The organism is Microcoleus sp. F10-B2 (assembly GCF_036704965.1).
GTDB lineage: Bacteria > Cyanobacteriota > Cyanobacteriia > Cyanobacteriales > Microcoleaceae > Microcoleus.
This window is the reverse complement of the sequence record NZ_JAUBTB010000011.1, coordinates 90,818-117,093: the sequence shown is the minus strand read 5'-3', so window position 1 is coordinate 117,093 and position 26,276 is coordinate 90,818. Positions and strand designations below refer to the sequence as shown.

General features: G+C 42.5%; 17 protein-coding genes and 1 pseudogene. 6 read left to right on the top strand and 12 right to left on the bottom strand.

The window, feature by feature from the left end; translation table 11 throughout:
• Positions 1-171: 171 nt before the first annotated feature.
• The 9 genes and pseudogenes from QUA99_RS33035 to QUA99_RS06640 all read right to left on the bottom strand — a co-directional run.
• A pseudogene (locus QUA99_RS33035) lies at positions 172-319 on the bottom strand (IS701 family transposase); the annotation flags it as partial.
• Between the two features lie 31 nt (positions 320-350).
• Positions 351-2,093 (bottom strand): EAL domain-containing protein, encoded by a 1,743-nt coding sequence (locus QUA99_RS06675; RefSeq protein ID WP_333239183.1) that lies wholly within the window; start codon positions 2,091-2,093, stop codon positions 351-353.
• Positions 2,094-2,371: 278 nt separating this feature from the next.
• Positions 2,372-3,646, bottom strand: coding sequence for a response regulator (locus tag QUA99_RS06670; RefSeq protein WP_333239185.1), 1,275 nt, complete (start codon positions 3,644-3,646; stop codon positions 2,372-2,374).
• 301 nt (positions 3,647-3,947) lie between these two features.
• Entirely contained in the window at positions 3,948-9,398 is a 5,451-nt protein-coding gene (locus QUA99_RS06665) for an AAA family ATPase (protein WP_333239187.1), read from the bottom strand.
• Positions 9,399-9,633: 235 nt separating this feature from the next.
• Entirely contained in the window at positions 9,634-10,755 is a 1,122-nt protein-coding gene (locus QUA99_RS06660; protein ID WP_333239189.1) for a 3-oxoacyl-[acyl-carrier-protein] synthase III C-terminal domain-containing protein, read from the bottom strand.
• 121 nt (positions 10,756-10,876) lie between these two features.
• The gene (locus QUA99_RS06655; protein WP_333239191.1) at positions 10,877-11,920 is read right to left on the bottom strand and encodes a methyltransferase; all 1,044 of its coding nucleotides are present in this window, start codon (positions 11,918-11,920) and stop codon (positions 10,877-10,879) included.
• A 55-nt stretch (positions 11,921-11,975) separates the two neighbouring features.
• Positions 11,976-13,499, bottom strand: a complete 1,524-nt coding sequence (locus QUA99_RS06650; RefSeq protein ID WP_333239193.1) for a long-chain fatty acid--CoA ligase — start codon at positions 13,497-13,499, stop codon at positions 11,976-11,978.
• A 2-nt stretch (positions 13,500-13,501) separates the two neighbouring features.
• Positions 13,502-13,840 carry a hypothetical protein gene (locus tag QUA99_RS06645; RefSeq protein ID WP_333239194.1) on the bottom strand — a complete coding sequence of 113 codons (339 nt, stop codon included), beginning with the start codon at positions 13,838-13,840 and terminating at the stop codon, positions 13,502-13,504.
• Positions 13,841-14,070: 230 nt separating this feature from the next.
• Positions 14,071-15,768 carry an aromatic amino acid ammonia-lyase gene (locus tag QUA99_RS06640; RefSeq protein WP_333239196.1) on the bottom strand — a complete coding sequence of 566 codons (1,698 nt, stop codon included), beginning with the start codon at positions 15,766-15,768 and terminating at the stop codon, positions 14,071-14,073.
• A gap of 434 nt (positions 15,769-16,202) precedes the next feature.
• Between QUA99_RS06640 and QUA99_RS06635 the strand changes: the two genes are divergently transcribed.
• Positions 16,203-16,577 (top strand): helix-turn-helix transcriptional regulator, encoded by a 375-nt coding sequence (locus QUA99_RS06635; RefSeq protein ID WP_333239198.1) that lies wholly within the window; start codon positions 16,203-16,205, stop codon positions 16,575-16,577.
• 737 nt (positions 16,578-17,314) lie between these two features.
• Positions 17,315-18,988 carry a group II intron reverse transcriptase/maturase gene (ltrA, locus tag QUA99_RS06630; RefSeq protein ID WP_333239200.1) on the top strand — a complete coding sequence of 558 codons (1,674 nt, stop codon included), beginning with the start codon at positions 17,315-17,317 and terminating at the stop codon, positions 18,986-18,988.
• A 245-nt stretch (positions 18,989-19,233) separates the two neighbouring features.
• Here ltrA and QUA99_RS06625 read toward each other — a convergent pair whose 3' ends face one another.
• Together QUA99_RS06625 and QUA99_RS06620 are read right to left on the bottom strand one after the other, a co-directional pair.
• A complete protein-coding gene (locus QUA99_RS06625) occupies positions 19,234-20,175 on the bottom strand; it encodes a glutathione S-transferase C-terminal domain-containing protein (RefSeq protein WP_333239264.1) in 942 nt (313 codons plus the stop codon).
• 228 nt (positions 20,176-20,403) lie between these two features.
• Positions 20,404-21,306 carry a hypothetical protein gene (locus tag QUA99_RS06620; protein WP_333239201.1) on the bottom strand — a complete coding sequence of 301 codons (903 nt, stop codon included), beginning with the start codon at positions 21,304-21,306 and terminating at the stop codon, positions 20,404-20,406.
• Between the two features lie 330 nt (positions 21,307-21,636).
• Between QUA99_RS06620 and QUA99_RS06615 the strand changes: the two genes are divergently transcribed.
• The 4 genes from QUA99_RS06615 (at position 21,637) to QUA99_RS06600 (ending at position 25,038) form a co-directional block, all read left to right on the top strand.
• Complete coding sequence (locus QUA99_RS06615) at positions 21,637-22,572, top strand: class I SAM-dependent methyltransferase (protein ID WP_333239203.1); 936 nt, start codon at positions 21,637-21,639, stop codon at positions 22,570-22,572.
• A 303-nt stretch (positions 22,573-22,875) separates the two neighbouring features.
• Positions 22,876-23,199 carry a hypothetical protein gene (locus QUA99_RS06610; protein ID WP_333239205.1) on the top strand — a complete coding sequence of 108 codons (324 nt, stop codon included), beginning with the start codon at positions 22,876-22,878 and terminating at the stop codon, positions 23,197-23,199.
• Between the two features lie 476 nt (positions 23,200-23,675).
• Positions 23,676-24,059 carry an Mth938-like domain-containing protein gene (locus tag QUA99_RS06605; protein WP_333239207.1) on the top strand — a complete coding sequence of 128 codons (384 nt, stop codon included), beginning with the start codon at positions 23,676-23,678 and terminating at the stop codon, positions 24,057-24,059.
• A 76-nt stretch (positions 24,060-24,135) separates the two neighbouring features.
• Positions 24,136-25,038: an alpha/beta fold hydrolase gene (locus QUA99_RS06600; RefSeq protein WP_333239209.1), complete on the top strand. Its 903-nt coding sequence runs from the start codon at positions 24,136-24,138 to the stop codon at positions 25,036-25,038.
• Between the two features lie 112 nt (positions 25,039-25,150).
• Here QUA99_RS06600 and QUA99_RS06595 read toward each other — a convergent pair whose 3' ends face one another.
• Complete coding sequence (locus tag QUA99_RS06595; RefSeq protein WP_333239211.1) at positions 25,151-26,011, bottom strand: methylated-DNA--[protein]-cysteine S-methyltransferase; 861 nt, start codon at positions 26,009-26,011, stop codon at positions 25,151-25,153.
• Between the last annotated feature and the right edge of the window lie 265 nt (positions 26,012-26,276).

The window sequence follows — 26,276 nt, the reverse complement described above, 5'->3', positions numbered from 1 at the left end:
TACGATATTTATAGCTTCAGAGGGCTTTTTCATAGTTTTGAAGGTTGCTATACGGGCACAAATTATTATACCTTAAAAAAACCTCAAATGATTGCATAGCAATCATTTGAGGTTTTGGCAATTCTGAATTTCTTTGAAATGAAATCTGCTTGAATATCTGCGGAATGTGGGGTAAAACACTTCCACCCACTTACGTTGAGAGTAAGTTGTTACTATCCATGATGCTGTTCCCCGTGAGCGTGGCAGCATTAGTCACTAAATAATCAACTTCTGTTGCGGTGGAACAAGCCGGAGCATTCATGACGATAGCGACTGTTTTTGATATGAGTTTGCCTTGAAATATCCGCCGTTTAAGCATCGCCCAAGAGCGTTGCAGCCCTCAACAAAGCAACAGCCCCTTCCTCCTCCAAAGGCCGCGAGAAAAAGTACCCTTGATAGGAATTGCATCCCAAAGAACGGAGTATAATTAGTTGCTCTTGCGTCTCTACTCCTTCCGCGATTGCCTCTAATTCCAAAGAACTCGCCAGATTTAAAATCGCCTCCAGCAAAGTCAAATTTTTCCCTCCTTCCTCCAGGCAGCCAACAAAAGATCGGTCAATTTTGAGAGTATCAATCGGCAGCAATTGTAAGTAAGATAAATTTGAATATCCCGTGCCAAAATCATCCAAACAAACCTTAACTTGCCGAGCTTTCAATAGCTCTAGCACCCCAGCCGCCTCCTCCGCATTCTCCATTAAAACACTCTCGGTAATCTCTAACTTCAAAAATTCGCCCTTCAAATTATGCACTTGCAGCAGTGAGTCTAACAGCGGTAACAAATTAGGAGCAAATAGCTGAATTCCAGATAAGTTAACACTCATATTCAAAAGCAAATAGTCAGGAAATTGCAATTGCCATTTACTTAAACAAGCCAATGCTTCCGACAGTACCCACTCCCCTAATGCCACAATCAAACCCGTTCTTTCCGCCACCGGAATAAACTCGCTCGGAGAAACCAACCCGCGGGTCGGATGCCGCCATCTTACCAACGCTTCAAACCCCACTATTTTACCCGTTGCAAAAGATACAATGGGTTGATAATTAAGGTAAAACTGTTGCAAATTAATTGCATTTTGCAAGTCAGTTTCTAACTGGAGTTGCTCTAAAGCTCGCGACTGCATATCAGCATCAAATACAACAGTGCTACCAGCAGCCCGAACCAAAGCCTCATGTCTAGCCGCGTCAGCCGCCCGCAGCAAATCTTCCGGCTCTTCTGTGCCAATTGCACCTAAAGCAATGCCAATACTAACGCTAGAAAAAACTGCAGTTCCATTCAAGTTACACGGCATTTCTAATGCTTGGCGAATGCGTTCTGCTGCATCTAAAGCTAACTGAGAATTAGTAATATCTGCCAGCCAAATCGCAAACGCATCTTCTCCCACTCTTGCTATAAGATTCGCATTCAGAGCGCAAGCCTCTAACCGCCGCGCTACTTCTACTAGCAACTGCTCTCCTCTAGAATGACCTAAGCTATATTTAACAATTTGATAGCGGTTAAGAGTCAGAAATAAAATAGCTTCTAAATGACCCAATTCTATTATATAATTCATGCCACTACGCATCTCCTTTAAGAGCAAATTACGGTTAGGCAAACCCGTCAGCTCGTCGTAAAATGCTTGGTAGCGGATTTGTGCATTCGCTGTAGCAAGTTGCTGCTCTTTTTCCCTAGCAAGTCGCACAAATTCTAAAGTTTTATTAATTGTAATTTTTAAGTCATCAAAATCAATCGGCTTCGTTAAAAAATCAAAAGCACCCCTATTCATAGCTGTCCTAATATTTGGCATATCCCCGTAAGCTGAAACCACTACAGCTTTGAGCGTCGGGTCAATAGCTGGCAGATTCTCTAGCAAAGTTAAACCGTCCATTTCGGGCATACTGATATCAGTTAGCACCAAGTCAAAGGAGCCATCAGCTTGCAGTTTATCCAAAGCTTGAACTCCATTAATTGCAAAATCAAACTCAAATTCTTGAGTGCTGATTTGATGCCGAAATAGCTGAAGGATTACATATTCTAAAAGTGGTTCGTCATCAATTACTAAGATTTTAGCTGTCATGGAATTGCTCTTGTTAGCAAGTAGCCAGGAGTTTAATTCTCTTGTAAGGGCAATCCCCCTGTGGTTGCCACCCTCTGATTGCCCCCCTGGGGTTGCACCGTAAGTAAGTTTGGGGCAGGCATGAAAGCACTGCTCCTACAGAAAACTCATCATTTTCAGGACTTACGCTCCTAAACTGGATTTCTCTGAAAAATTGAAGATTCTCACTAGATATCTACGAAGAAACCCGGTTTCTGGTCTCGACGTGCGTATGTCCTGATTTTATCAGTTTCCAACCCTTAAGTGGGAATTTCAATAATAAATTCAGTTCCCTCGCCCGGTGTAGAGTTACAACTGAGCCATCCTCCGTGTTTTTCTTCAACAATAGACCGCGAAATTGACAAACCCAATCCCGTCCCTTTACCCACAGATTTTGTAGTAAATAAGTGGTTAAATACCCGCTGTTTCACTTCTTCTGTCATTCCCATTCCATTGTCAGCAATAGAAATTATAACATGAGAAGTGGAATTCTCCTTGATGATTTTTTCACTCTCATCGGTAAGGAAAGTGTGAATCCTAATTTTATTAGGATTCGCCTTAATTTCATCGCGGCTCCGCCCTGAATCCCACTCTTCCAATGCGTCTATGGCATTAGCAAGGATATTTAAAAATACCTGATTTAACTGTCCGGGATAACACTCTATTGGGGGGAATTCTCCGTAGTCTTTTATCACTTGAATTTCGGGTTTACCCTCATTCGCTTTGAGCCGATGTCTCAAAATTAATAAGCTACTGTCAATTCCTTCATGGATATTAAAACTAACTTTAGATGTACTATCTGCCCGCGAAAAACTTCTCAGAGAAATGCTGATTTCCCGAATTCGTTCAGCTCCTCCTTTCAGAGAATTGAGCAATTGTGGCAAGTCTTCTAAGAGAAAAGGGAGGTCAAGAGCTTCAATTTTAGTTTGTACTTCTGGATTATTTAGGGAGCAGTGTTGTTGATAAATGTTGAGGGTCGTTATCAATTCTTGAAAGTAGTTTTCGGCGTGTTCAATGTTTCCTATAATGAAGCTAATGGGATTGTAAATTTCGTGGGCAACTCCGGCCACTAACTGGCCGACGGAAGCCATTTTTTCGTTTTGAATGAGTTGAGTTTGCACCTCTTGAAGTTCTGTTAAATTTTGTCTGACTTGTTTAACAGTTTCTAAGGCTCTTTGGATGGTGATTTCCATGTCCTGAAAATCAATGGGTTTTGTCAAAAAGTCAAAAGCTCCTCGGTTCATAGCAGTTCTAATGTTTTGCATATCTCCATAGGCGGATATGACAACTGCTTTTAATGTATTGTCGATTTGTGAGAGTTTTTCTAGTAAAGTTAACCCGTCCATTTCGGGCATATTAATATCTGTTAGCACTAAATCGAAGGGTGGAAATTCAGCAATTTTTTCTAAAGCTTCTCTACCATTGCGAGCAAAGACAAATTCAATTTCTTTTGCCCGAATTTTTTGCCTGAATCTTTGTTGAATGACGTATTCTAAAAGTTGTTCATCATCGACGACTAGGATTTTGGCTGTCATGGGATCTATCCTGTATCCTATGGTAGAAATAACTAGGGTCATTAGCTTACTATAGCGCCTTGTTTAAAATTTGTAAACGATTAAAATAATTAATGAGAATGTAGTCAGGAAGAAGGAAGAAGACTTATGCAATCAGCTTTTTAGTCATCCGTATTTTACGTTTAATTAAGTGGATATACTTAAGATGCACTGTATAATTTTAACCCGTGCAGGTGGGTTTGGTTTGTGTAGAAGCGGTTTCAACCTTCGAGTAAAGTTACTGATGTAGTGTTTGAACGCCTCTATCGTGCGCCAAAGCTATTTAACTTTTGGGCAAAGTAATGATAAATTCGGTGTGATTTCCGGGTTCTGTTTGCACTTCTAAGTTGCCTCGATGTTGGCCAACAATGATATCGTGAGTGATGGATAAACCTAAACCTGTTCCCTGTCCGGGAGGCTTGGTAGTGAAGAAAGGGAGGAATATTTTTTGTTGATTTTCTTTAGGAATGCCGATGCCATTGTCAAGAATGCGAATTTCTATTGCAGTGCCTAGATTTTTAGTGGTAACAGAAACTGTGGGATTGAAATCTGCGGTCATTTTAGATTGTTTAATATGGGAGGCATAGCAAGCATTATCAATGATGTTAATTAAAGCGCGGCTGAGGTCAGAAAAGGCGACATCTAGTTCTTCAATTGATTTGTCATAGTCGGTTTCAATGGTAAGGTTGAAGGTTTTATCTTTGGCACGGATGCTGTGGTAAGCTAATTGTAGGGATTGAGCGACGAGGGCGTTGATGTCGGTTTTTTGGCGGCTACTGCCCTCGCTGCGAGCGTGCATTAGCATACTTTGAATAATGCTATTTGCCCGTTGCCCTTGTTCGTTAATTTCTGATACGTTGCGCTTAAGATAAGTGAGATTTTCGTTAATTAATTCCAGGGATTCTGAGTCTAAGTTTTGGGATTGGCGGTCTATTTGTTCTGCGATTTCAGATGTTAAGTCTTCTGAGAGAGTAGCAAGAGAGGTAACGAAGTTGAGGGGATTGCGGATTTCATGGGCAACACCTGCGGTGAGAGCTCCGAGGGAGGCGAGTTTTTCTGAGGCTACTATTTGTTTTTGAGCTGTTTTTAATTCAGCGGTGCGTTCTTCAACTTTCTGTTCTAGGGTTTCCGAATAGGCTGCAAGTTGTTGATTGGCTTGTCCTAAATTTTCGTTGAGTTGATTGACTTCTGCGTAGAGTTTAGCATTAGTAATAGCGATGGCAGCTTGTCCCGATAGCATTTGTAAGACTGTGAGTCTATCAGCGGTAAAGGCAACGGTTGTCAAGTTATTTTCGAGATAGATAATCCCTGAAAGTTGACCTTGATTGAGCAGGGGTGTACACAAGATTGATTTGGGCTGATTTTGTTGGATATAGGAGTCTTTTGTAAAGATTCCTTTGTGGCTGGCATCGTTTAAAACGACTGTTTCTTTAGTGCGAGCAACGTAGTTGATAATAGCGGCTGGAACTGAATTTTCTAGGAGAGTAACGGAAATAGTTTCCTCTTCTGGTTGTTGAGGATTGGTCAATACGGTGAGGTCGTTACCTTCCACAATTCCAGTGGCTGAAATCACCCACTGATTCTCACTTTGGTTAGATGAAAAAGTTGGTTTGGTGAGCAATGAGCCGCGAGTAGCCCCGGCATTTTCTATGAGAATGGTCATTAATTTACTTAGCAGTTCGCTGAGAACAATTTCCCCAGATAACGCCTGTGCTGCTTTCATAATTGTACCGAGGTCAAGTGCTGTTGAATGGCCGGAAGTAGAGGTTGTTGTCCGATTTGAGGTCGTTGTGCTAGTGGGGTCGAGACTGCTAGTTTCAGCCTGCTGGGTGCGGGAGATGAGATGGGGATATGTTTCTTCTAAGTCTCTGACTTTGGCGATCGCTCCCCAACGAATGTAGCAGTAATAGGCTTCAGTCATGTAGGTTTTGGCGACTTTTTCTCTACCGAGGGCGAGGTAAAATTCGGCAGCGCGTTCGTTGGCTAGGGCTTCTTCTTGGATAAAACCTTGTTCTTTGGCTCCGTTGATGGCTCGTTCGTAGTAGTTTATTGCGGTCTCGTTTTGTCCTAATACTCGCGCTTTTTCTGCTTCTACGAGTTCGTATTTGTGCTGGAAGTTCATAGGGGCGTGCTGCGCCCATTTTTTCATTTGTTTTTGATGGGATGCTACTTTTTTTAGGTATTGTTTTTGTTCGGTTTTGGTGGTGGTGGGATAGTGAGCGAGGAGGATTAGAGAATAGTAAAAATTGTGTTCTGATGAATGAATGAGCGCACCCAGACTTTCTTTATATTTTTCTGTTGATTCTGCGATTTCAACAGCATTGGCGTATTTTTTAAATAAATATAAAAGAATTGATTTGAATAAATAAATATAAGAAATAGCTGCATTATTATTTGCCTCTATCAGAATATGTAAACTTTTATTCTCATCAAAACTCTTGCCAATTAATCTAGCCTTATCTGCCGCTTCATCAAAAATATTTAACACTAATTGATGCCATGCTTTTGAATGTTCGCTAAGCATATACTGTTTATATTTTAAGATGAGTTCAATATATTTAGCCTGAGTATTGGCGACATATTCTAAATGTTCTCCCATCCAAAAAGGGTAGTTGTAATAGCCCCAGGCTGAATAACAAGCAAATTCTATATCTCCTGTTTCCAATCCATTTTTAAATGCCTCAAGCAAAGGTTGTCTTGTTTCCTTAATATGCTCTTTCCAGTGCCTTATAAAAATACTAAAGTTTAAGTTAACTTTAGTTTTAAGTTCTTTAGCATCAAATTTTTCTATCAGACTAAGTGCAAGTTTACCAAATTGATATCCAGAATCGATGTCAGATAACGGACAACACAAAAGCATCCCATAATTTACATAACCGAAAGCGGATAGAGATGAATTTCCATATCGAAGAGAAAGATTGACCATCTTAAATACAATCAGCGGAAAAAGCATGGGATTTGTCATAAAAGCAGCCGGAATTACAGCGATTAATATCCGCATAGCTGCGAGCTTATATGGGTCAGTCATTAATGGCAAAAAAGCTAAATCCTCAATCTGTTTACCGCCTACTGCTATTTTATTGCGAATCAATCCCATCATAATACTAAATTTTGTGGGATTTCTAGGTAGGGATACTCCCAGCATTTTTAGGACTTGTAAAGCTTTCTCTAGTGCTACTTGTGGTTGGTTTTGCTGTAAATAAAATGGGATTCTTAGTTCATAAACCTTGATTTTTTCTAGCTGACTTTTAGCTTCTAAAAGAACAATTTCTGATAGTTGTTGCGCTCGTTCAAAGTTAGTATTCAGGTATTCGGCTTCTAGTGTTTCTAAGTGGAGATTCCGTGTCAAATCGTAGTGACTTTGCCAGCTATATTCTGGCAGAATTTCTAACCCTACATTCAAATATCTGACAGCGGCTTCATAAGCTGTTGCTGCTTTTGCTTTTCGTCCAGCTATTAAGTTAAAGTTGGCAAGTTCATCTTTTTCTGACTGCTGCGCGATGAATTCCACGCCAATATTTAACTGATTGACAATATCAAATATATTCTCTTCCAGGGCGTTTTCTGCGTATTGATGTAATAAGAGCTTACCAATTTTCAAGTGCGTTGCTTTTTTTTGATTTTCAGGAATCATTGAATAGGCTGCTTGTTGCACCCGGTCATGTAAAAATTTATAGCCAACTCTCGATTCATCAAAAAGTAGCATCCCCTGTTCTTTTGACTGAAAAGCCAGAGGAATTTTGTAGTCGTTACTGAGGGGCAAAATGAGACCTGCTTGAAGTGCTGACCACAAATCATCGGCTGTTTCTAGCGGAGGTTTTTCATTAACAATCGCGCAAACATCTAAGTTAAAGCGGTTGCCGATACAAGCGCCTAGTTGTAATATTTTCTGTGTGGCTTCTGGCAGTTTTTGAATATTTCTGGCTACCAGTTCGACAACGTTATAATCAGCAATTCCTAGAGATTGAATCTGCTTGATGTCCCACTGCCAGAAACTTTTGATAAAGTCAAAGTTTAAAAGTTGTTCAGAGTGTAGAGTCTTGAAAAGTTGTGTTAAGAAGAACGGATTACCCTGAGTTTTATTGAATAGTAGGTCTGCTAATTTGATTGAATTGTTATCTTCCTGAAGAGTATCGGCTACTAATTGACGGACGTTGCTAATATCTAAAGCCTGGAGGACGATGTTATTTACAACCACACCTGTTTTTTCAATCTCTTCAATGGTTTGAGTTGTGGGATGAGTTGGGCTGACTTCATTATCTCGATAAGCTCCAATTAGTAACAGATATTCGCTATCGGTGTCTGCAATCAAGAGTTGCAGCAACTTCAGAGACGCTGAATCTGCCCACTGTAAATCATCTAGGAACAGAACAAGCGGATGTTCTGGCTTAGTAAATACATGAATAAATTGTTTATAAACTAGGTTAAAGCGATTTTGAGATTCTGTTGGCCCTAGCATAGGAACTTCTGGCTGTTCGCCCATAATCAGTTCTACTTCAGGAATTACGTCGATAATTACCCGTCCATTTTGTCCCAAAGCTTCTATAAGTTGCTCTTTCCATATTTCTATATTTTCAGAGTTTTCTGTTAACAGTTGCCGGATTAATTCTTGAAAAGCTTGAATTAAGGCTGAATATGGAATATTCTTTTTAAATTGATCGAATTTGCCTGCGATAAAATAACCGCGCTGGCGGACTATGGGTTTATGAATTTCTTGCACAACGCAGGTTTTTCCAATCCCTGAATAACCGCTGACAAGCATCATTTCTGTTGAGCCAACTGCAACTCGTTCAAAGGCAGCCATTAGGGTTGCAACTTCTGTTTCTCTTCCATAGAGTATTTGAGGAATGAGAAATTGACCGAATCGATCAAATTTACCCGCTGTGAAATCTTGGATTTGTCCAGATTCTTCTAATTGTTTAAGACATTCTTCTAAATCAGCTAAAAGTCCGCGAGCGTTTTGATATCTGTCTTCAGCAGTTTTGGCTAATAATTTCATTACGATGTCAACAACCGCTTTGGGAAGTTCTGGATTTAGCTGATTTAGTGACTTGGGTTGTTTGGCGATGTGGCAATGCACCAATTCCATTGGGTCGTTAGAATTAAAAGGTAGTTGACCCGCAAGCATTTCGTAGAAGGTAACGCCAAGGGAGTAAAAGTCTGTGCGGTAGTCAATTGACCGATTCATTCTCCCAGTTTGTTCGGGAGACATATAGGCGAGAGTGCCTTCGATGTAGTTGGGGTTACTGATGGTAGGATTTTCTTTTGCTAGGCGGGTGGCAATGCTAAAATCGATGAGTTTGATTTGCCTAGTTTCTGGTTTTATGAGGATATTTTGGGGTTTAATGTCTTTGTGGATAATTTGGTTTTGATGCAGTTCTCCGAGAATTTGGGCGAGTTGACTGGCGATTTGAAGAAAGTTTATTAAGGAAGTTTTTTGGGAGGTAATATATTGTTTGAGGGGTTGACCGCCAAAGTCTTCTAAGATTAAGACAAGTCCATGCTCATAAGGTTTTAAGTCAATGGGCTTGATAATGCCTGGGATGTTTAAAGAGTGGAGGATTTGATATTCGTGTCTGATTCGGGCGATTTCTTCTAGGGTCGGATACTCGGCTTTGAGGGTTTTAATGATGACAGGAGTGCGTTCTAGCTCGTAGCGACCTTGATAAATAACAGTTTTTGTACCTTCGTGGAGCGGGGCGATCAGTTGGTATCCGGGTAGGGGGGTTCTCATTGTATTTCTTTAAGGGAGTACAGTAGTGAAAAAGCATGATACTGATGAACCCTGAGTTGATATATCATCTTATCAGTTTTTGATATTTTACCTTTGTATCGAAGATTACTTCCGATATAAAACAAAAACTTAAGATTTAATTAATTAAATCTTAAGTATTGACAAAAATTTAGTTATTAGATAAAAATGGAAGCTTTATCCGAACACAACCAGACTAGCGCACCTCCCTAATCTATTATCGTGCGCCTACAAGTGTGGCTATTAAATTTTCTGAGGGGGTCGGAGCAGACCCTAGAGCTACATCGCCCCATCGAATAATACTGGCGGCGGAACTGCCAGAAAAACCGTGAGAATAAATCATCACTAAATCGTCTTTTCTGATTTTTTTCAAGGCTGCTGCATGATATAAAGCAGCTATAGCTGAAACTACGGAAATATTAGCATACTTTGGAAAGAGGTCGATAGTTTTTTCTTTAGGTATATTCAGTTCTAAAGCACAAAAATCGACATAACCTGCTGCTGGCGGGTAAAAAATGAAGTAGTCTATATCCTCCACTTTCATTCCAGATTTAGACAAAACTTTTTGGCAGCATTGCTGGAAATATTTAATGAATAAAGAAGTGGCGTATTTCACTGTCTCTTTATTCACTGTAATGAATATTCTTGGATTGCCGATTTTATCGACTGTCAATCTGGAATAAACTACTCCACAGGTATCATGAGTGTTTGTGGAATAGGAATCGAGTAAACCTTGTCCTTCTTCTAGTTTCTCAACAATGAAAGCGGCGGAGCCATCTCCAAGCGTGAATGAGAAAGAATTGGTATATTCTATGTGCTGGGAATAATTGCAGGATAATGAGACTAATACCCTTTTAAATCTTTTATCTCTGATTAACGCAACAGCATTGTCTAAGGCTAACAGAGCGCCTCCACAGGTGGCGTTCAAATTCCAAGCCGCACCTCGAAAACCTAATTTTTGTGATATCAGAGTAGCGTTGCCAATCACTAATTGTTCTGAAAACATAGCACAAGAAATCAATAAGTCAACATCATTTATTTCTAATTTACTGGCTTGCAATACCTTTTTGATAGCTCCACATTCAAGAAGAATAGAGGTTTCGCCTTCAGCCAAAATTCTTCTTTCTAACGTTCCTCTGAATATATCTTCTCGATAAGGTTTTACTGCCTGTACCCAATTGATATTTTCTTGAGAATCATTATCAAACAGTCGCACTTTTTGATTTTTTTGCTCAAGCTCAGCTAAAAACTCTGGATAATTTTTTTTCCAGTAATCGTTAGTACGTACACGCTCTGGAAAATTAACTGCAATTGCCCGAATTCCTACAGCTTGATTCATCTTGATAAAACTCATTTGAACAGAAATAAAATAACTGAAATTTTGGCTCTTTGCCAGAGCGTATTGGTTAGAAGAGGAAAAGGAAAAATATTTACTTTTCCCCTTTTCCTGTTTCTAAGTTCTAAGGTTTACAGCCAGTAACAATGCTCCAATAGCCTAACGTCCGCTTAACTTCAATATCAGCGAAACCAGCTTCTGCCAACATCTCTGACAATTCGCTACCTGAATACTGCTGACCTTCCATTGTTACGAGCATCCCCATGTTGTAAGCTGCAACTGTAAAAGGTCCAGTTTTAGATTCGTTGTAGAGCATTTCGTGGATAATAATTCGACCACCAGAAGGCAAGCTATCGAAGCTTTTCTGGGTTAGAAAACTTCCCTGCTCTGGCAACCAATCGTGATAGATATCAGCATAAAAGTGGATATCTGCTGCTGGGAAAGGATCTTTCCACATATCGCTAGTATGGGTTTTAATCCGACTCTGCAAACCATAACGCTGTGCAAACTCTTTTGCTATTTCACAGACTGGAAGCATATCCAGAACAGTGGCTTGCAATTGCGACCACTTCAATGCTGCACCGATCGCGTGTGCTCCCGAACCTCCGCCAATATCTAGCAAAAGCTTGTACTTTGACAGGTCAATAAGTTCCGGCCAAACAAGAGCAGGAGCTATGCTGTGACCGTGCATAGCGTAGGTGAAAGTACGAGCTAGCTCCACCTGCTCTTCATGAGTATTGAATGGTTTTTCTGAGTGATAAAGCTGTGGAGAATTAGTCAACACAGCCTTTTTTAAGCTGTCAACAGAGGCAACGGTGTGAGTATTGATGAGCATAATATCCAACATACCACCAAAATATGTTGGACTACTTTCCACAAGATAGTCTTCTGCTAGCAAAGTCAGTGAATAATAGCCATCTTTTACCTGCACCAATTCAATAGATACCAGTACATCCAAGATGGCTTTAGCTGGACGACAGTGAATGTTTAGTGCTTCAGAAATTTCTGCTAGCCTATGCGGTTTTTTGCCAAGAAGAGGAAAGAACTTGAGGTCATAGGCAACTAGGAGCGCTCGGTATGCAGCATGTCCAAAGAGAATATCCCACAGTCGTGCTTCATCAGTTCTCGGTTTTTGAATGTCTGCACAAGAAGTAAATTGGCGGTTCATAATCATCCTCCTTAGAGTAGTTGTAAGTTAGCAACGAGAGAAACTTGAAAAACCCTTAACTTTTTACGGATGGCATTCGGCTTGCCAGTTCTTGCTCCCGCAAAACCCGTTTCAACACCTTACCCGTCGCATTCTTCGGAAGAGAATCAACGAACTGGACAAGGCTCGGCACCTTGTAAGCAGCGATCCGCTCGGAACAAAAAGCGATCGCATCTTCGGCTGCCAGCAATTGACCGGATTTCAGCAAAATATTTGCCTTAACGAGCTCACCCTTAACCGGATCTGGAACCCCATAAACCGCCACTTCAGCCACCGCTGGATGCGTAGTAAGCACCCGCTCAACTTCATTGGGATACACCTTAAAGCCAGAAACATTGATCATGTCTTTCAAGCGCTCGACAATGTAAAAATAGCCATCATCATCCATCCAGCCGAGGTCGCCTGTATGAAACCAACCGTCTTTTAAGACTTGGGCTGTTTCAGCAGGGCGATTCCAGTAACCCAGCATCACATTCGGCCCGCGAATGACAAGTTCCCCCACTACCCCTGGCGCGACTTCTTTACCATCGCGATCGATGACCTGCATTTCCACATTTTCAATCGGCATTCCAATCGAGCCTGGTTTATATTTCAATTCGTGGTTGTAGCAGGCAAAAGGAGAAGTTTCAGTTAGGCCGTACCCTTCATGAATCACCAAATTGTGAAGCAATCGCCACTGCTGAACAATCTCCCCTGACATAGGAGCAGATGCAGTAAAGTAGTAACGGACTGAACTTAACTCGCACTCAGATGGGTGCAGTTCTAACAGTTTGATGAAAACTGTCGGCACGCCAAAAAACATCGTGATCCGTTCGCGAGCGATCGCGCTCAGAATTTCCGCAGGGGCAAAACGGCGCTGCAAAACAATCGTTGCACAAGCATTAAAAGCGCTATTGAGAATAGCATTTTGACCGAAACAATGGAATAGCGGTAAGTACAGCAGTAACCGATCTTCTGGCTGCATTTTACAGCATCGGTTTTTGGCATAAATATTGGAAATGACATTGCCGTGCGACAAAGTAGCCCCTTTGGGAAAACCTGTCGTTCCCGATGTATAGAGAATCGCTGCTGGTTCATGTCGCTCCATTTTCATAGCCCGCGCTTCCGGCGAAGCATTTGCCATCAGTTCTTCCAGACTGCTTCCTTTGTTCGCTTCACTTTCAGCAATCAAAATGTGTTCGAGATAAGCTAAATCCGCATCTGGGACTTGTCTACTTAATGATTCGGTGGTAATAACGACCTTAGCTTCACAATCATTAAGGATAAATCGAACTTCATCACATTTGAGCATCGCACTGATAGAAACTGCGATCGCTCCAATTTTGAGAATGCCCAAATAAGATATGACAAATTCAGGAATATTAGGGAGGAAGAGAGCAACGCGATCGCCTCGCTTGACTCCCAATCCTTGCAAACCATTAGCAGCGCGATTTGCCAATTCGTTAAGCTGCTTGTACGTGAAAGATTTGCCTTCAAAAATTAAGGCTGGTTTGTGAGGGAAAAACTTGCATCCTCTCTCGATATGCTCTGCAATGTTCATCCCTATTTCATACCTCGGTAAAATTGCTGCCAAATAAGAGGTTTCGTGTTCATGATTTGGATGCACTGGTGCATTGTCGCTAAAGCCAATAGAAAACCACTACGTAAAGCTTTTGAGCGATATTTTTTTTCTGAGAAAACATCCCCTACGCAACCAGGATGAATTGCCTGATAAAATTGTTGCCAATCCCTTGGTTCAAGTTGATAGATTTTGACGCACTGGCGAACAGTATCCGTCAAAAAGTGTTGCTGATTTGAGAATCTCTCTGCTTTTTTACTTGGGTAAATATCTACCTGAAAAGCAGTTTCAGAGATGTTAGCTGAAATATTGTGAGTAACCATTTTTGTGTCTTTCTAGTAATGTTCAACAATTTTTTGCAGCAGAAATATTGCGAATGCTTGTGTAACAGACAAGCAGCTCTGAAAGAGTTAAATTTTCAACTCATTTTTTACACCGTTTCGCAGGCTATTATTAGCTACAAATGGATTGTTTTACGCAGGGAAAAAGAGGAGAAAAGAGAAAAAATAATGTGAGTTTTTTGCAAAACTTCTTACCCTTCTCCTTCCTCTTCCTATTTCAAACTTGATAAAATCCGGTTCACAGCTTGGACAATTCGTCCTTCCTGTGCAATGTCAGCAGCAATCAGGGCAATGTGTACATCTAAAGATTGCTCGTTGTCATTCCAAATGTAAGATTTTTCAATATTCGGCGGCTGTCCCACAACTTCACGCACAGCCTCATATAGCGGTAAGCTAAGTGGCGACAAACACTCCCGCGCATCATAGTGACCGGCGACTTGATGGGTTCGCAAGTCAACAGCTTGGACGGCAAACATGAGGGAAATTGCCATATATTGCTGGAAGATTTCAATTGAGCGACGAGCTAAATTAGCTGAAGCGAATCCTTGGCTGTTGATGTTTTGATTGAATTGTTCGGCGTGAGTGGGAAAGCGATCTGCTATCGAATTGCCATAAAAAGTCAACAGCGGCATAATCGAGTTTCCAGTTATTTGCAGAGCTTTTAGACCCATGTTGACCTTACGGCTCGTGTTACCAACTAAAGACGGTGACAGCCCGTTATTAAATTCCGGTGCAACCAACAGTGCTATTTGCACATCCAGGTGCTTAGATAGCAGACCTAAGAAATACCGCAAACGATCCATTCCCACACCAACATACTGTCCCAGAAAATTGCCGCCGTGATAGCTGGCTTCATTCTCAACGTCGATCAAAGGGTTATCTGTTACCGAGTTTATTTCTACTTCAATCTGCTGAACAATCTCTGCCAATCCATCAACAATTGGCCCCAGATATTGAGGCAAGCAGCGGAGCGAATAGCGGTCTTGAATTGGATCTGCACCCCGGTAATCGTGCTTACCATCTAACTCGTTTCGGCTCAAGCACGAATCTGTAAGGAGTGCGACCATTTGGGAAGCTGCCCATATTTGGCCAGAATGAGGTTTGAGCGCGTGAATAAAAGGATGAAACGATTGATTAGTACCCCCTAACCCTTGAATCATCAGGGCGTGAACCCCCATTGCTAGGGCAAGCAAGACTTGTGCGTCGCGGAGGCACAGGGCCGCGATACCAGTCATAACAGAGGTACCGTTCATCATTGCTAACCCTTCTTTGGGGCGCAACGTCAGGGGGGGTAAGCCAAGCTTCTCAAGCGCTTGTACGCATGACATCTCCTCACCTTGAAAGTCAACGGTAAAGGATTTGTCCAACCCAATCAGCGATCCAGTAATGTAAGCTAGGGGTGTAAGGTCGCCGCTAGCGCCGATAGAGCCAAATTCGTAAACGTGAGGTGTTACTCCTTCATTGAGGAAGGTTGTCATGCGCTCCACCAGTTCCAACCGGATGCCAGAGGCACCGTATAGATGCGAGTTGATCCGCAGGATCATCGCGGCCCGGACATCAGCGATCGGCAACCGCTTACCAGCCCCAGCCTTGTGATAAAAGACGAGATTATTTTGTAGAGAAGTCGCATCTTCAGTAGAGATTACAGTATTCGCCATCCCTCCAAATCCTGTTGTCACGCCGTAAATCGGCTTTCCCGACTCGACAGCATTTGCAATGTAGTCGCAAGATGCTTGCACTCGATCGGCAATATCGCTTTCATCATTCAACCGAACTCTGGTTCCACAGCGGGCAACCCTGGCAACTTCTTCTACACTCAGCCGTCGATTCCCCACAGTTACGTTACTTACATTAGCCTCTGGCCATTTGGGTAATTTTAGAGAAATCGGCTGTGTTAAGTTTCTTGACACTTCTTAGATCCTAAATTTATAGAGAGATGCCACTCAAATGTGACTCTAGTCACAGCAAACTCGAAACCAGGATGTTACTTTGAATTGAACGACAGAGAAATATGACTGGATACCATACTCTGCCATTTGTATTCAAATCTTGCCTTTGGTTTCGTAAAACAAGCCGCAGCCATTAGACATCACCGATAATGAGTCTGCCAGCCGGATTGCGTCAAGGCTGAAAACTAAAATTCGGTTGGTGTCTATTGTGCTCAGGGCAAAATAAAACTGCGCCGACACTACATAATGCGGGCAGAGTTATAATTGGTTGAGTTATTAAAGCTGTGGGGCTGTTACTTGGGCTATTGACCGATAACTTAATGACAATACCACCGCTAAAGGCTAATCATAGATTATTGTCACAAAACGTTACAATGATTTCCGAAATTTTTAGGATGACTATTGAACGCTACAGGATATCTGGAAAACAGTTATCCAAGTTTTCAGGCGTTAGCGAGAATCATATTTCTGAGTTTCGGCGGGGCAAGACTGGCATCTCTACTGAGGTGCTGTGGAAATTAATCGAGGCAATGGACGAGATCAAGCCGGGAGCCCGCGCTTACTTCTGCAATCGGCTGACGGGGGGAGAGGGATTTGGCAACAGCAGTCAGATGTCAGTGCCAAAGCAACTAGAGTCTTTGTTAGATATGCAGATATTGGTTGATGGGCTTTCTAACGACAGTTTGGCTTTGCTACTGATGGTGGTGGCGGGGCGGATGAAGAATGGTGTTTCCTCTTCTCATGCGAAGGGTTTGGAACTAATTGGCTAATAAATTTTGAAGTTAAAGACGAAGAAGTAAACTGTTGCGCGTTTAAATTGCATATTCGGGACGGGATCGCGTGCCCATCCCACAATAATTTGAGTCATTTTTGACACACAATTTAAATGGAGAAGTGCGATTCGTTTAGTCGAAATGAGTAGCAATACTCAAGGATGGCTAGTATGGTCATCAAAGCCATAACAACTAAATACACATCTGGGTGCGGGTCATCCCAAGTCCCAGTCCGCAAGTGCAGCGGTGAAAGCATATCCCCTATGTTGTTGAATAGCAACCAACAGGATAAAGCGGGGACAAAAGGCAGAATACTGGTAGCCGAAACTGGTAACTGTCGAGCAAGAGTTCATGTGTAGCAAAAGCAAAGATGTGTCTGAACCATCGTTATTATAGATGGTCTAACGGCTGAATCATGTATAAACCCATTGAAAAATACGGTAAAGACTGATTAAGACCAAGCCAAAAGGCAAGGATAGGGCATAGGCGATTTTGTCCTCGACCTATAAGCACTGCCCGTAAACCCGGTGGAGAGCATCACACTAAAAACTCAATGAATGTGTATTTGGAACGAAGTAACTCTCATATATTTCTGGAAACAGGTCGATTACCCAGTAAGTAGCTAACGAATAATATATGAGAGAGGGATTGTGTCAAAAGCGAACGCTCTGTTGTAATGACAGAGATATGCAGACAGACGCATGGTAACTTCAAGGATAGGAACTTTAGTAGCAATGAATAAGTCTAAAACGCGGGACAACCCGACGGTGGAATGGAATCAAATCAATTGGCGAAAAGCCGAAAGATTGACATTCAAGTTGCAAAAACGTATCTATCAAGCAAGTGAGCGTGGCGATGTAAAAGCAGTTCGGAAGCTTCAGAAGACATTGATTAATTCATGGTCTAATAAGGTATTAGCGGTACGACGGGTCACGCAAGATAATACTGGCAAACGTACAGCCGGAGTGGATGGTATTAAATCACTAACCCCGAAGCAACGAATTAAGCTAGTAAGTCAGCTCAAACCAACTGGTAAATCACAACCGACACGTCGGGTAATGATACCAAAACCAGGAACTAATGAGTCAAGATCGTTAGGGATACCCACAATGTACGACCGCGCCTTACAAGCAGTTGTGAAAGCAGCGCTTGAGCCAGAATGGGAGGCCTCATTCGAGCCAAACTCATATGGTTTTAGACCAGGTAGGTCATGTCACGATGCGATTGGAGCTATTTTTAACAGTATCAGATACAAAGCCAAATACGTGCTAGATGCTGATATTGCCAAATGCTTTGACCGCATTAATCACAAAGCGTTACTTGACAAAATCAATACCTATCCACGACTGAGAAAACAAATTAAGTCGTGGCTTAAAAGTGGGGTATTAGACCAAGGTGAAATTTTCCCGACCATTGAAGGTACGCCACAAGGAGGGGTGATTTCCCCGCTACTGGCTAACATAGCCCTTCATGGAATGGAAGAACGGGTTAAACAATTCGTAGTAAATTCCATTAACCAACGAAAAGAAATCAGTTTAATCCGATATGCCGATGATTTTGTGATTATTCACAAAGACATTGAAATAATAATAGCCTGTCAAAACATAATTGCGGAATGGTTGAGTGATTTAGGCTTAGAATTAAAGCCAAGTAAAACAAAATTCACCCACACCCTCAACGAATATAATGGAAATGTTGGGTTTGAGTTTTTAGGATTCCACGTACAACAACATAAGGTAGGTAACTACCGAAGTGCCAAAAATACCAAAGGAATATCACTTGGCTTTAAAACATTAATCACTCCTTCCCAACCAAAAATCAAAGCTCACCTTGTGAAAATTGAAGAAGTAATAGACACGCATAAAACCGCCCCTCAATCTGCTTTAATTAGTCGGCTGAATCCAATAATTAAGGGATGGTCAAACTATTACTCAACAGTAGTAAGCAAGGAAACCTTCACAAAGGCAGATCAACTGACCTATGACAAATTACGAGCTTGGGCTAGGAGAAGGGGACAAGGTAGCATCAATAAAGACAAATACTGGCGAACAGTAGGCGACAGAAATTGGTGTTTCAGCACAGAAGAAGGCTTAGAATTGGCCCAACACCAAGCAACGCCAATAATAAGGCACGTCAAGGTAAAAGGCAATTCAACACCTTACGACGGTGACTGGATTTACTGGAGCTCTAGACGTGGAGAATACCCTGAAACACCAACAAGAGTGGCAACACTGCTTAAGACACAAAAAGGTAAATGTATCCACTGTGGTCTGTACTTTACACCTACAGATATTGTAGAAGTTGACCATATTCAACCCCGCTCCCTAGGCGGTAAGGATGAATACAAAAATCTCCAACTTCTGCATAAGCACTGTCACGACACAAAAACGGACAATGACGGTTCCTAATCAAGAACCATTATAACATCCGTTTTGAATTGTATCCGTAAAAAAGGATGAAGATATCAAGGAGCGGAATGAAGCGAAAGTTTCACGTTCCGTTCTGAAGGAGAGGTAGGGGTAGAAATGCCCCTATCGACTCTAACCAGCTTAAACCAGCCAACAAATCAAATTCAAGCATAAGATGGACTCCGCCCAAGCATCCAAGAAACCGGGTGAGAGCGATAATTCTGGTATCCTCACGCCTGATTGGGTTAAGAAACCCGGTTTCTGAGCTCTGCGCGATCGTGAGGTTTGAGCAAACTCGCCGGATCGGGGCCAGCGGGGATAATGCAGCCGGGATTCAGCGGGAACAAATTGCCGTAATAATCGCGCTTCACAGCTTCCAAATCGCAAGTGCCAGCAACTCCCGGTAACTGGTACAAATCGCGCAGATAAGCTCCCAAATGCTCGTAATCTTGAATGCGGCGCACATTGCATTTGAACAAGCTGTAGTAAACGGCATCAAAACGGAATAGAGTAGTAAAAAGCCGCACGTCTGCTAAAGTCACCCGATCGCCACACAGGTAACGACTCCTCAAGAGCGATCGATCGATCTCGTCTAAAACAGCAAACAATTCACTGCAAGCCGAGTCATAAGCAGCTTGAGATTGCGCGAAACCGCAGCGATAAACGCCGTTATTCACCGATTGGTAAATCTTCTCGTTCCACTGGTCAATTTGCGATCGCAAATCCAGAGGATAAAGATCCATTTGAGGATTGCTAGCAAACTCGTTAAACTCCGAGTTTAGCATCACAATAATTTCCGAACTTTCGTTATTGACGATCGCCTTTTTGGAGTCATCCCACAGCACCGGCACCGTACACCGCCCCTGATAGCCCGGTAAAGCCAACTGGTAAAGTTCCGGCATCGTGTTGCAGCCAAAAGTCTCCGACTCCAGCACCCACATTCCCCCTTCCGAGGGATAGACAACAGACACGGATATCGCATCTTCAAGCCCTTTGAGCGCTCTCGTCACCAGAGTGCGGTGCGCCCAAGGGCATCCCGTACCCACGAAGAGGCGATACCGCCCCGCTGCGGGCCCGTGAGGGTTGTCTGGTGCTGTGCTGACAAAATTGCGGAAACTGCTGGTGGGGCGAATGTATGCTCCGGTGCGATCGGGCGGCGCGAGTTTTGACATCATTAATTGCCACATTGATGTCCAGACAAATTTGCCGAGCTTGACTGTTACGGATGAAGGAAGCGATTTGTTTTTCACAATGCGATTAAAAGAGGTTTGCTAAACATAATCTGCTTATTTTAACTCACATTGCGATCGACGGTTTCTTAATCCCTCTCTGCTAGGACTTGATTTGTAGGGCTGTAGGGACACGGCAGTGCCGTGTCCCTACCCGATATTTGTACTTCACTCAACTGAGAAATGCTAGTCTCTGCCAGAGGCTATTTCAGCATAAGCTCGATCGATCAATCGGCGAGCAACCGTCTGAATTCCCGTATGTTCGTAATAATTGGTAGTCATGTCTAAAAACGCCGCCACATAATCCAATTTGTCATCAGTAACATCAACGTATTGCTTGAGATGGCCTAAAACTGTGGCGGGAGTTAAGCCGCGAGACTGTACTAAATTGTTCATCCAACCTTGGGCTGAGGCGAAAGTTGCTGTCACAAATCCGAACTTTTGTGAATTATTTGCGCCGGGAATTAGGTTGCTGATATTTTGGAATGTTGAGTTTTGCTGCAAGGTTGAAGGATTCAATCCGCCTAGGGTATTTTGTGCTACTCTAAGGAAGTCCGGGCCGAGGGGAATTAAACCGTCAGCACAAACTAAAGCAGCCATCCGCATCAGAGATTCGCCTTTGTAATGGGATAAATAATTACCAAAGCTTCCCACATTGTCAAGGGAAATATTGTTAAGTTTGCAGAAGGCAATTAGCTCGATCGCCACTTTGACGCACAAGTCGATCGTTTGAGTTGTGTCAGCTTTGGGAGTGAGGCGGTTCAGAAAGGAAAGAAAGCCGATGTTTTCGCCGATTTTATTCGCCATAGCCGTTGCACCTAACGCACTGTCGGCGCTGTCTGCTAACTGGTAAAGCCTGACTGCGCCTTGATAGGGCTCGTTGGGGTTAGCGTAAAGCTCGATCGCGCGATCGCGAATTTTCTCAACTAATTTGCGCTTTGTTTCCCCTGTCACCGCTTGAATAGTATTATCAAAACCCGTGAGATTGTTCCACTCCCCCGGAACCACAAAATCGAGAGATTTTAACATCTTCACAGTGACGCCACCAGACGGCAGATTGTCAACCAATTCCACAATTGATTTGCTCATCACAAACTCCTGAATAGCCAGATTTAAAGTGTTCTTCCAAATACTCCAACTTCTGCAAATGTGATTCCAGATTCCCGATGAATTCCCCAGAACTAAGTAGGTAAGCACAAATAAATATTAGACGACCAGCTCCAGTTTTGCAATCCTCTGAGCTTGTCTCTCTTCTCGATCCTCTGCGTTCTCTGCGCCCTCTGCGGTTCATTAAAAAAGTCTTTTTCACAAAACATTTGCATTTCACTCGCCAGCACAAAGTTAAGTTTCATTATATAGATAACTCAAAATACTCGCACTGTGTTAAAATAAATGGCGCTAAATAGAAAAAACTAAAATATGACTGTTGCAGTTAACAAAACTCCGGGATTAGCCTCGCGCTTAGTAAATGGCGTAATCTCCATCAAGCCTTTGGCTAATCTAGCCAAGCACCAAGCGCGGGAAATGATGATGAAAAGAGCCGCAAAAATCGGAGTGCATTGGCGACAAGAAGTCCAAGCACTTGTGTCCCGGAATTGGGATGCAGAATTGCTCAGCGTGCAAAATCCCAATCTTGTTTACCCGAAATATTACCTCACTTCATTTCATGGCTACGAAAAGGGTCATATGAGTTGGGAAGCAGCGACAGAATTTGAAGTAGCCGCCCGCACTGTTCACGCCGGAATTTGGCCGGAAGCGGGTGCAGAAGGCGATGCTAAACTCCGCGCCAGCTATCACGAAATCATCCAATCTCAAATTGCTTCTTCACCGCAAGATATTGTTGATTTGGGATGCAGTGTGGGAATGAGTACGTTTGCTCTTGGGGATGTTTACCCGGAAGCGAAGATGACTGGGGTGGATTTGTCCCCTTATTTTTTAGCAGTTGCTAAATACCGTTCTCAACAGCGAGAATCGGAATTTTTAAATCAAAAATCTCCAACTTGGGTGCACGCTGCAGCTGAATCTACTGGTTTGCCTGCGAATGCTTTCGACCTAGTTTCTATCTTTTTAGTTTGTCACGAATTGCCGCCGAAACCTACTAGAGAAATATTCCGGGAAGCGAGGCGTTTGCTGCGTGTTGGCGGACATTTGACAATTATGGATATGAATCCTCAGTCGGAAGTTTATGCCAAAATGCCTCCTTATATTTTGACTTTGCTCAAGAGTACGGAGCCTTATTTGGATCAGTATTTTGGGTTGGATATTGAGCAAGCTTTAGTTGATTCTGGTTTTGCCCAGCCCACAATCACTTGCAATACAGTCCGACACCGCACTATTGTTGCTGAGGCAATCTAGCGGTTTTCAGTATAGTGCACTACAGATATCGGGTAGGACACGGCAGTGCCGTGTCTAAAGCTGTCTTTATTTAATTCGATTGAAAACTGCTATAAATAGTAAAGTTGCATCGATATTATTCAGTTCTTGGGGTGGTGCGTGAGTGTAAATAGTCTAATCTGTGGATTTTAAAATTTCTGCGATCGCGCCCCCTACTGATAAATAATTCCCATGCAACCGGATTTGATATTAGACCGACGTAGGAGCTATTAACAGCGCCATTTGTTACTGATTTTGATCAAACCCTAACTAAAGGACATCATCATGAACTTGACAGCCCCCTCTCAAAAGGTCATTGATTGTTTGCAGGTTATCTTGGATGCCACGGCATCGAAAAATTACGAGCTTTTTACTACAGTTGGTGATGCAGGCTACAAAACGAGCATTACACAAAAAATGTTTGACGAAGTTAGCGATCAGCTCGCTTCCCGCCTGCAAAAGGGATACTCAATTAATTATTTTGGTGAGCTAAAACAAGGTAATTGTCAGATTTATTTGTGGAAACTGAGTTTTGAAGATGGTGGAGATGAATTTGTCGTACACATGACGATGAATGCAGAAAAAGTGGCTGGGATTTTCATCGAATAACCTATCTTGCTGGATAGTGATTCCGGTTGCACGAGCGAGATGACTTTTGGCTGTTGAGTGTTGAGTAAAATTATGCTTTCCTGACAACTGACTGTTGGGATATTTGAACTATACTGATGCAACCGGAAACAATAGGATTAGAAAGCTGGCGAAACACACTATAAATAGTGTAGATTGCCCTTGCACCCTGAAATTTATTTGCGGTCTATCGACATTGGGTAAAAACCTGGTTTCTGAGCGTAAGTCACACCAGAACTATGAATGGACAAAATATCAGTTGGTAGAAATGTTTGCACCCATATCTCGAAAGTGGCGAGAGGAATGCTTAACTCAAGGACTCGATGTTTGTAAACGAGCCTTGATTTACTGAAATAGAGACAATTTCAGTTAAACTAAAGTTACTGGCGGCATCTCAATTTAGCGGTTGGGCGCTCCTATCTACATTAGTTATTTCTTTAGTTTGTTTAAAAAATATTATGAGCAATTTTCATCAAAGCCTGATTACTCATATCTCTTGGGGACATATTAAAGTAACCGCTGACGGCAAAACTTGTCAATTCAAAGATTGTAAAGTATGGTCGGGAGGTGCTAAGGAATGGGATTGGAAACTCACAGGTACTCGTCACCAACCCGGTATTCAACCTGCTGATATCGAAGAAATTTTAGAGCAAGGTATAGAATTTATGGTTTTGACACGTGGTATGCAACTGATGCTATATACCTGTCCAGAAACTGAAGAACTGCTGCGTCAAAGAGGTATTGAGTATTATATTGGGCATACCAAATTGGCTGTAGACCTTTTTAACAATTTAATGCAACAAGGTAAGAACGTCGGGGGAATATTTCACTCAACCTGCTAACGCGGTACCGATGCAGCCAGGAAATTCTATCGAACATTCGCTGAAAATAATCTGCAAGAACTAGGTAACAAAATAAATGAAAGCCCAAAAGCATCTTTTTATTAAGTTAGCTTCAGGTATCTCAGCATTTCTAGTGGTTGGCTATTTCGGCATCTCAGCTTATGCAGGACATACTCTTTCAAAGCCAAACAGATGCTTTGACCCTCTTAAAGCATCTGTTTTTGCTGTTCCTCCTGAAAATGTAACATTTCGTACACCTGATGGCGTGGAGGTTGCTGGTTGGTTTATTCCAGAAAAAGCAACAGATAAGGTATTAATTTTAGTGCATGGATTGAATTCCAGTCGGACTTGTGAGCTTGCTGGAAAGTTTGCCGAGTTTGGTTCAGCTATGAATCAAAAAGGCTTTTCGATACTTACGATCGATCTGCGAGGACATGGGCAAAGTGCTGATTCTCGCTTCACCTTTGGAATTACAGAAAGGCGAGATGTTATTGCAGCAGTGAATTGGCTTAAAATCCGGGGATTTAAGCCAAAAAAGATTGGGGTTTTAGGTGTTTCAATGGGTTCTGCTACTGTAATTGGAGCAGCAGCAGATGACTCTGACATCGGAGCAGTGGTCACTGACAGTAGTTACGCAGAGGTTTATCCAATTATTCAGAAGCATTGGCAGTCAGCTTCAGGATTACCTGGGATATTTCTTCTTTCTACCATGATGTTTGGACATTTGTTGACTGGATACGATCTAACTTCTTCTAAGCCAGTGCAGGAGATAGGTCGTATTTTCCCTAGGCCAGTTTTGATCGTTCACAGTGCGATCGATCCTTATACGCCTATACAAAACGCTCGCCGCCTCAGAGAAGCATATCCTTCAGCCGAATACTGGGAAACCTATGCGAAGAAACATCCAGAAAGCTACAATACCAACCCAAAGATGTACGTTGACAAAGTTGCTGATTTCTACAATCGGAGTCTCAAGTAGGGCTGGATAATCGGGCCCAGAAGGGTATTTAGCTCTTCGCTCTTACACCACTCGGCGTGCGGGTTCGCACCGGGCGGTTCATAATTGCCGCGCAAACAAACGAAAAGGATAATCAATCGCAGATTGTACGGCTAGCTTCCCAACCTAACATGACTATTTTACGCTCTACTCCCCAGCCATAGCCACCGAGTTCTCCAGATTCTCGAATGACTCGGTGACACGGAATTAGATAGCCGATCGCATTTTTACCGATCGCATTTCCTACAGCTCTAGCAGCAGTTGGGCGTGCTACCATTTGAGCTATAGTCTGATAAGTTGCGATCGCACCAAATGGCAATTGCAAAAGTGCCCGCCAAACTTGAATCTGAAAGTTAGTGCCTTTTACCAACAGCGTTAGCGGTTTTTGCTCGCTGAGAGTTTCTGAATTGAAAATCAGGTCACGCAATGATTGAGTGGTTTGCTCATCGCGGATAATTTCAGCTTTTTTCCAGGTCAATTGCAGTCTTTGTGCGGCGGTTTGTTCGTCTGTTGTCTCCAAGAAATAAAGATTACAAATACCGCGAGCAGTTGTCGCGATTAGAGATGTGCCAAAAGGGGTATCGTGAATGCCATAGCGAATTTGTAAACCTGCTCCGCCTGCTTTGAACTCCCCAGGTGACATTGCTTCTAAGTTCACAAATAAATCGTGCAATCGTCCAGGACTCGATAGCCTCACGTCGAATGTTAGGTCCAGAAGGCTTTTAGTCTGAGTGATTTTTGACTTGGCATATTCAACTGTCAGATATTGCAAAAACCGCTTGGGGCTAATGCCGGCCCATTGAGTAAATAGCCGTTGAAAATGATATTCACTCAGTCCTATGTGTTGGGCCACAGTTGCCAGAGTGGGCTGGTTTAGGTGGTGTTGTCGCATAAAGGCGATCGCCCCAGCAATCCGGTGATAATCTTCGCTAGCACAGACACTCGCATTTTTCATCGAAATCATCTAGTCTAAGTCAAAGGAATTTTGATGTTTCCTCACTTTAGCCACAGAGTAGGCTCAAAGCCACCCGTTTCTTGCGGTGAATGCAGCCAGTCGATCGATTTTAGATTTTAGATTTTAGATTTTAGATTGAAGAGATTGAAGAAATTGAAGAAAGCGACCTCATATCGTTTCCGGTAGGAGGGGGATGATCAAGTCAAGGTCAATAATTCCACATTCCCCGACTCCCGACTCCCGACTCCCCACTGCCCATATTGCT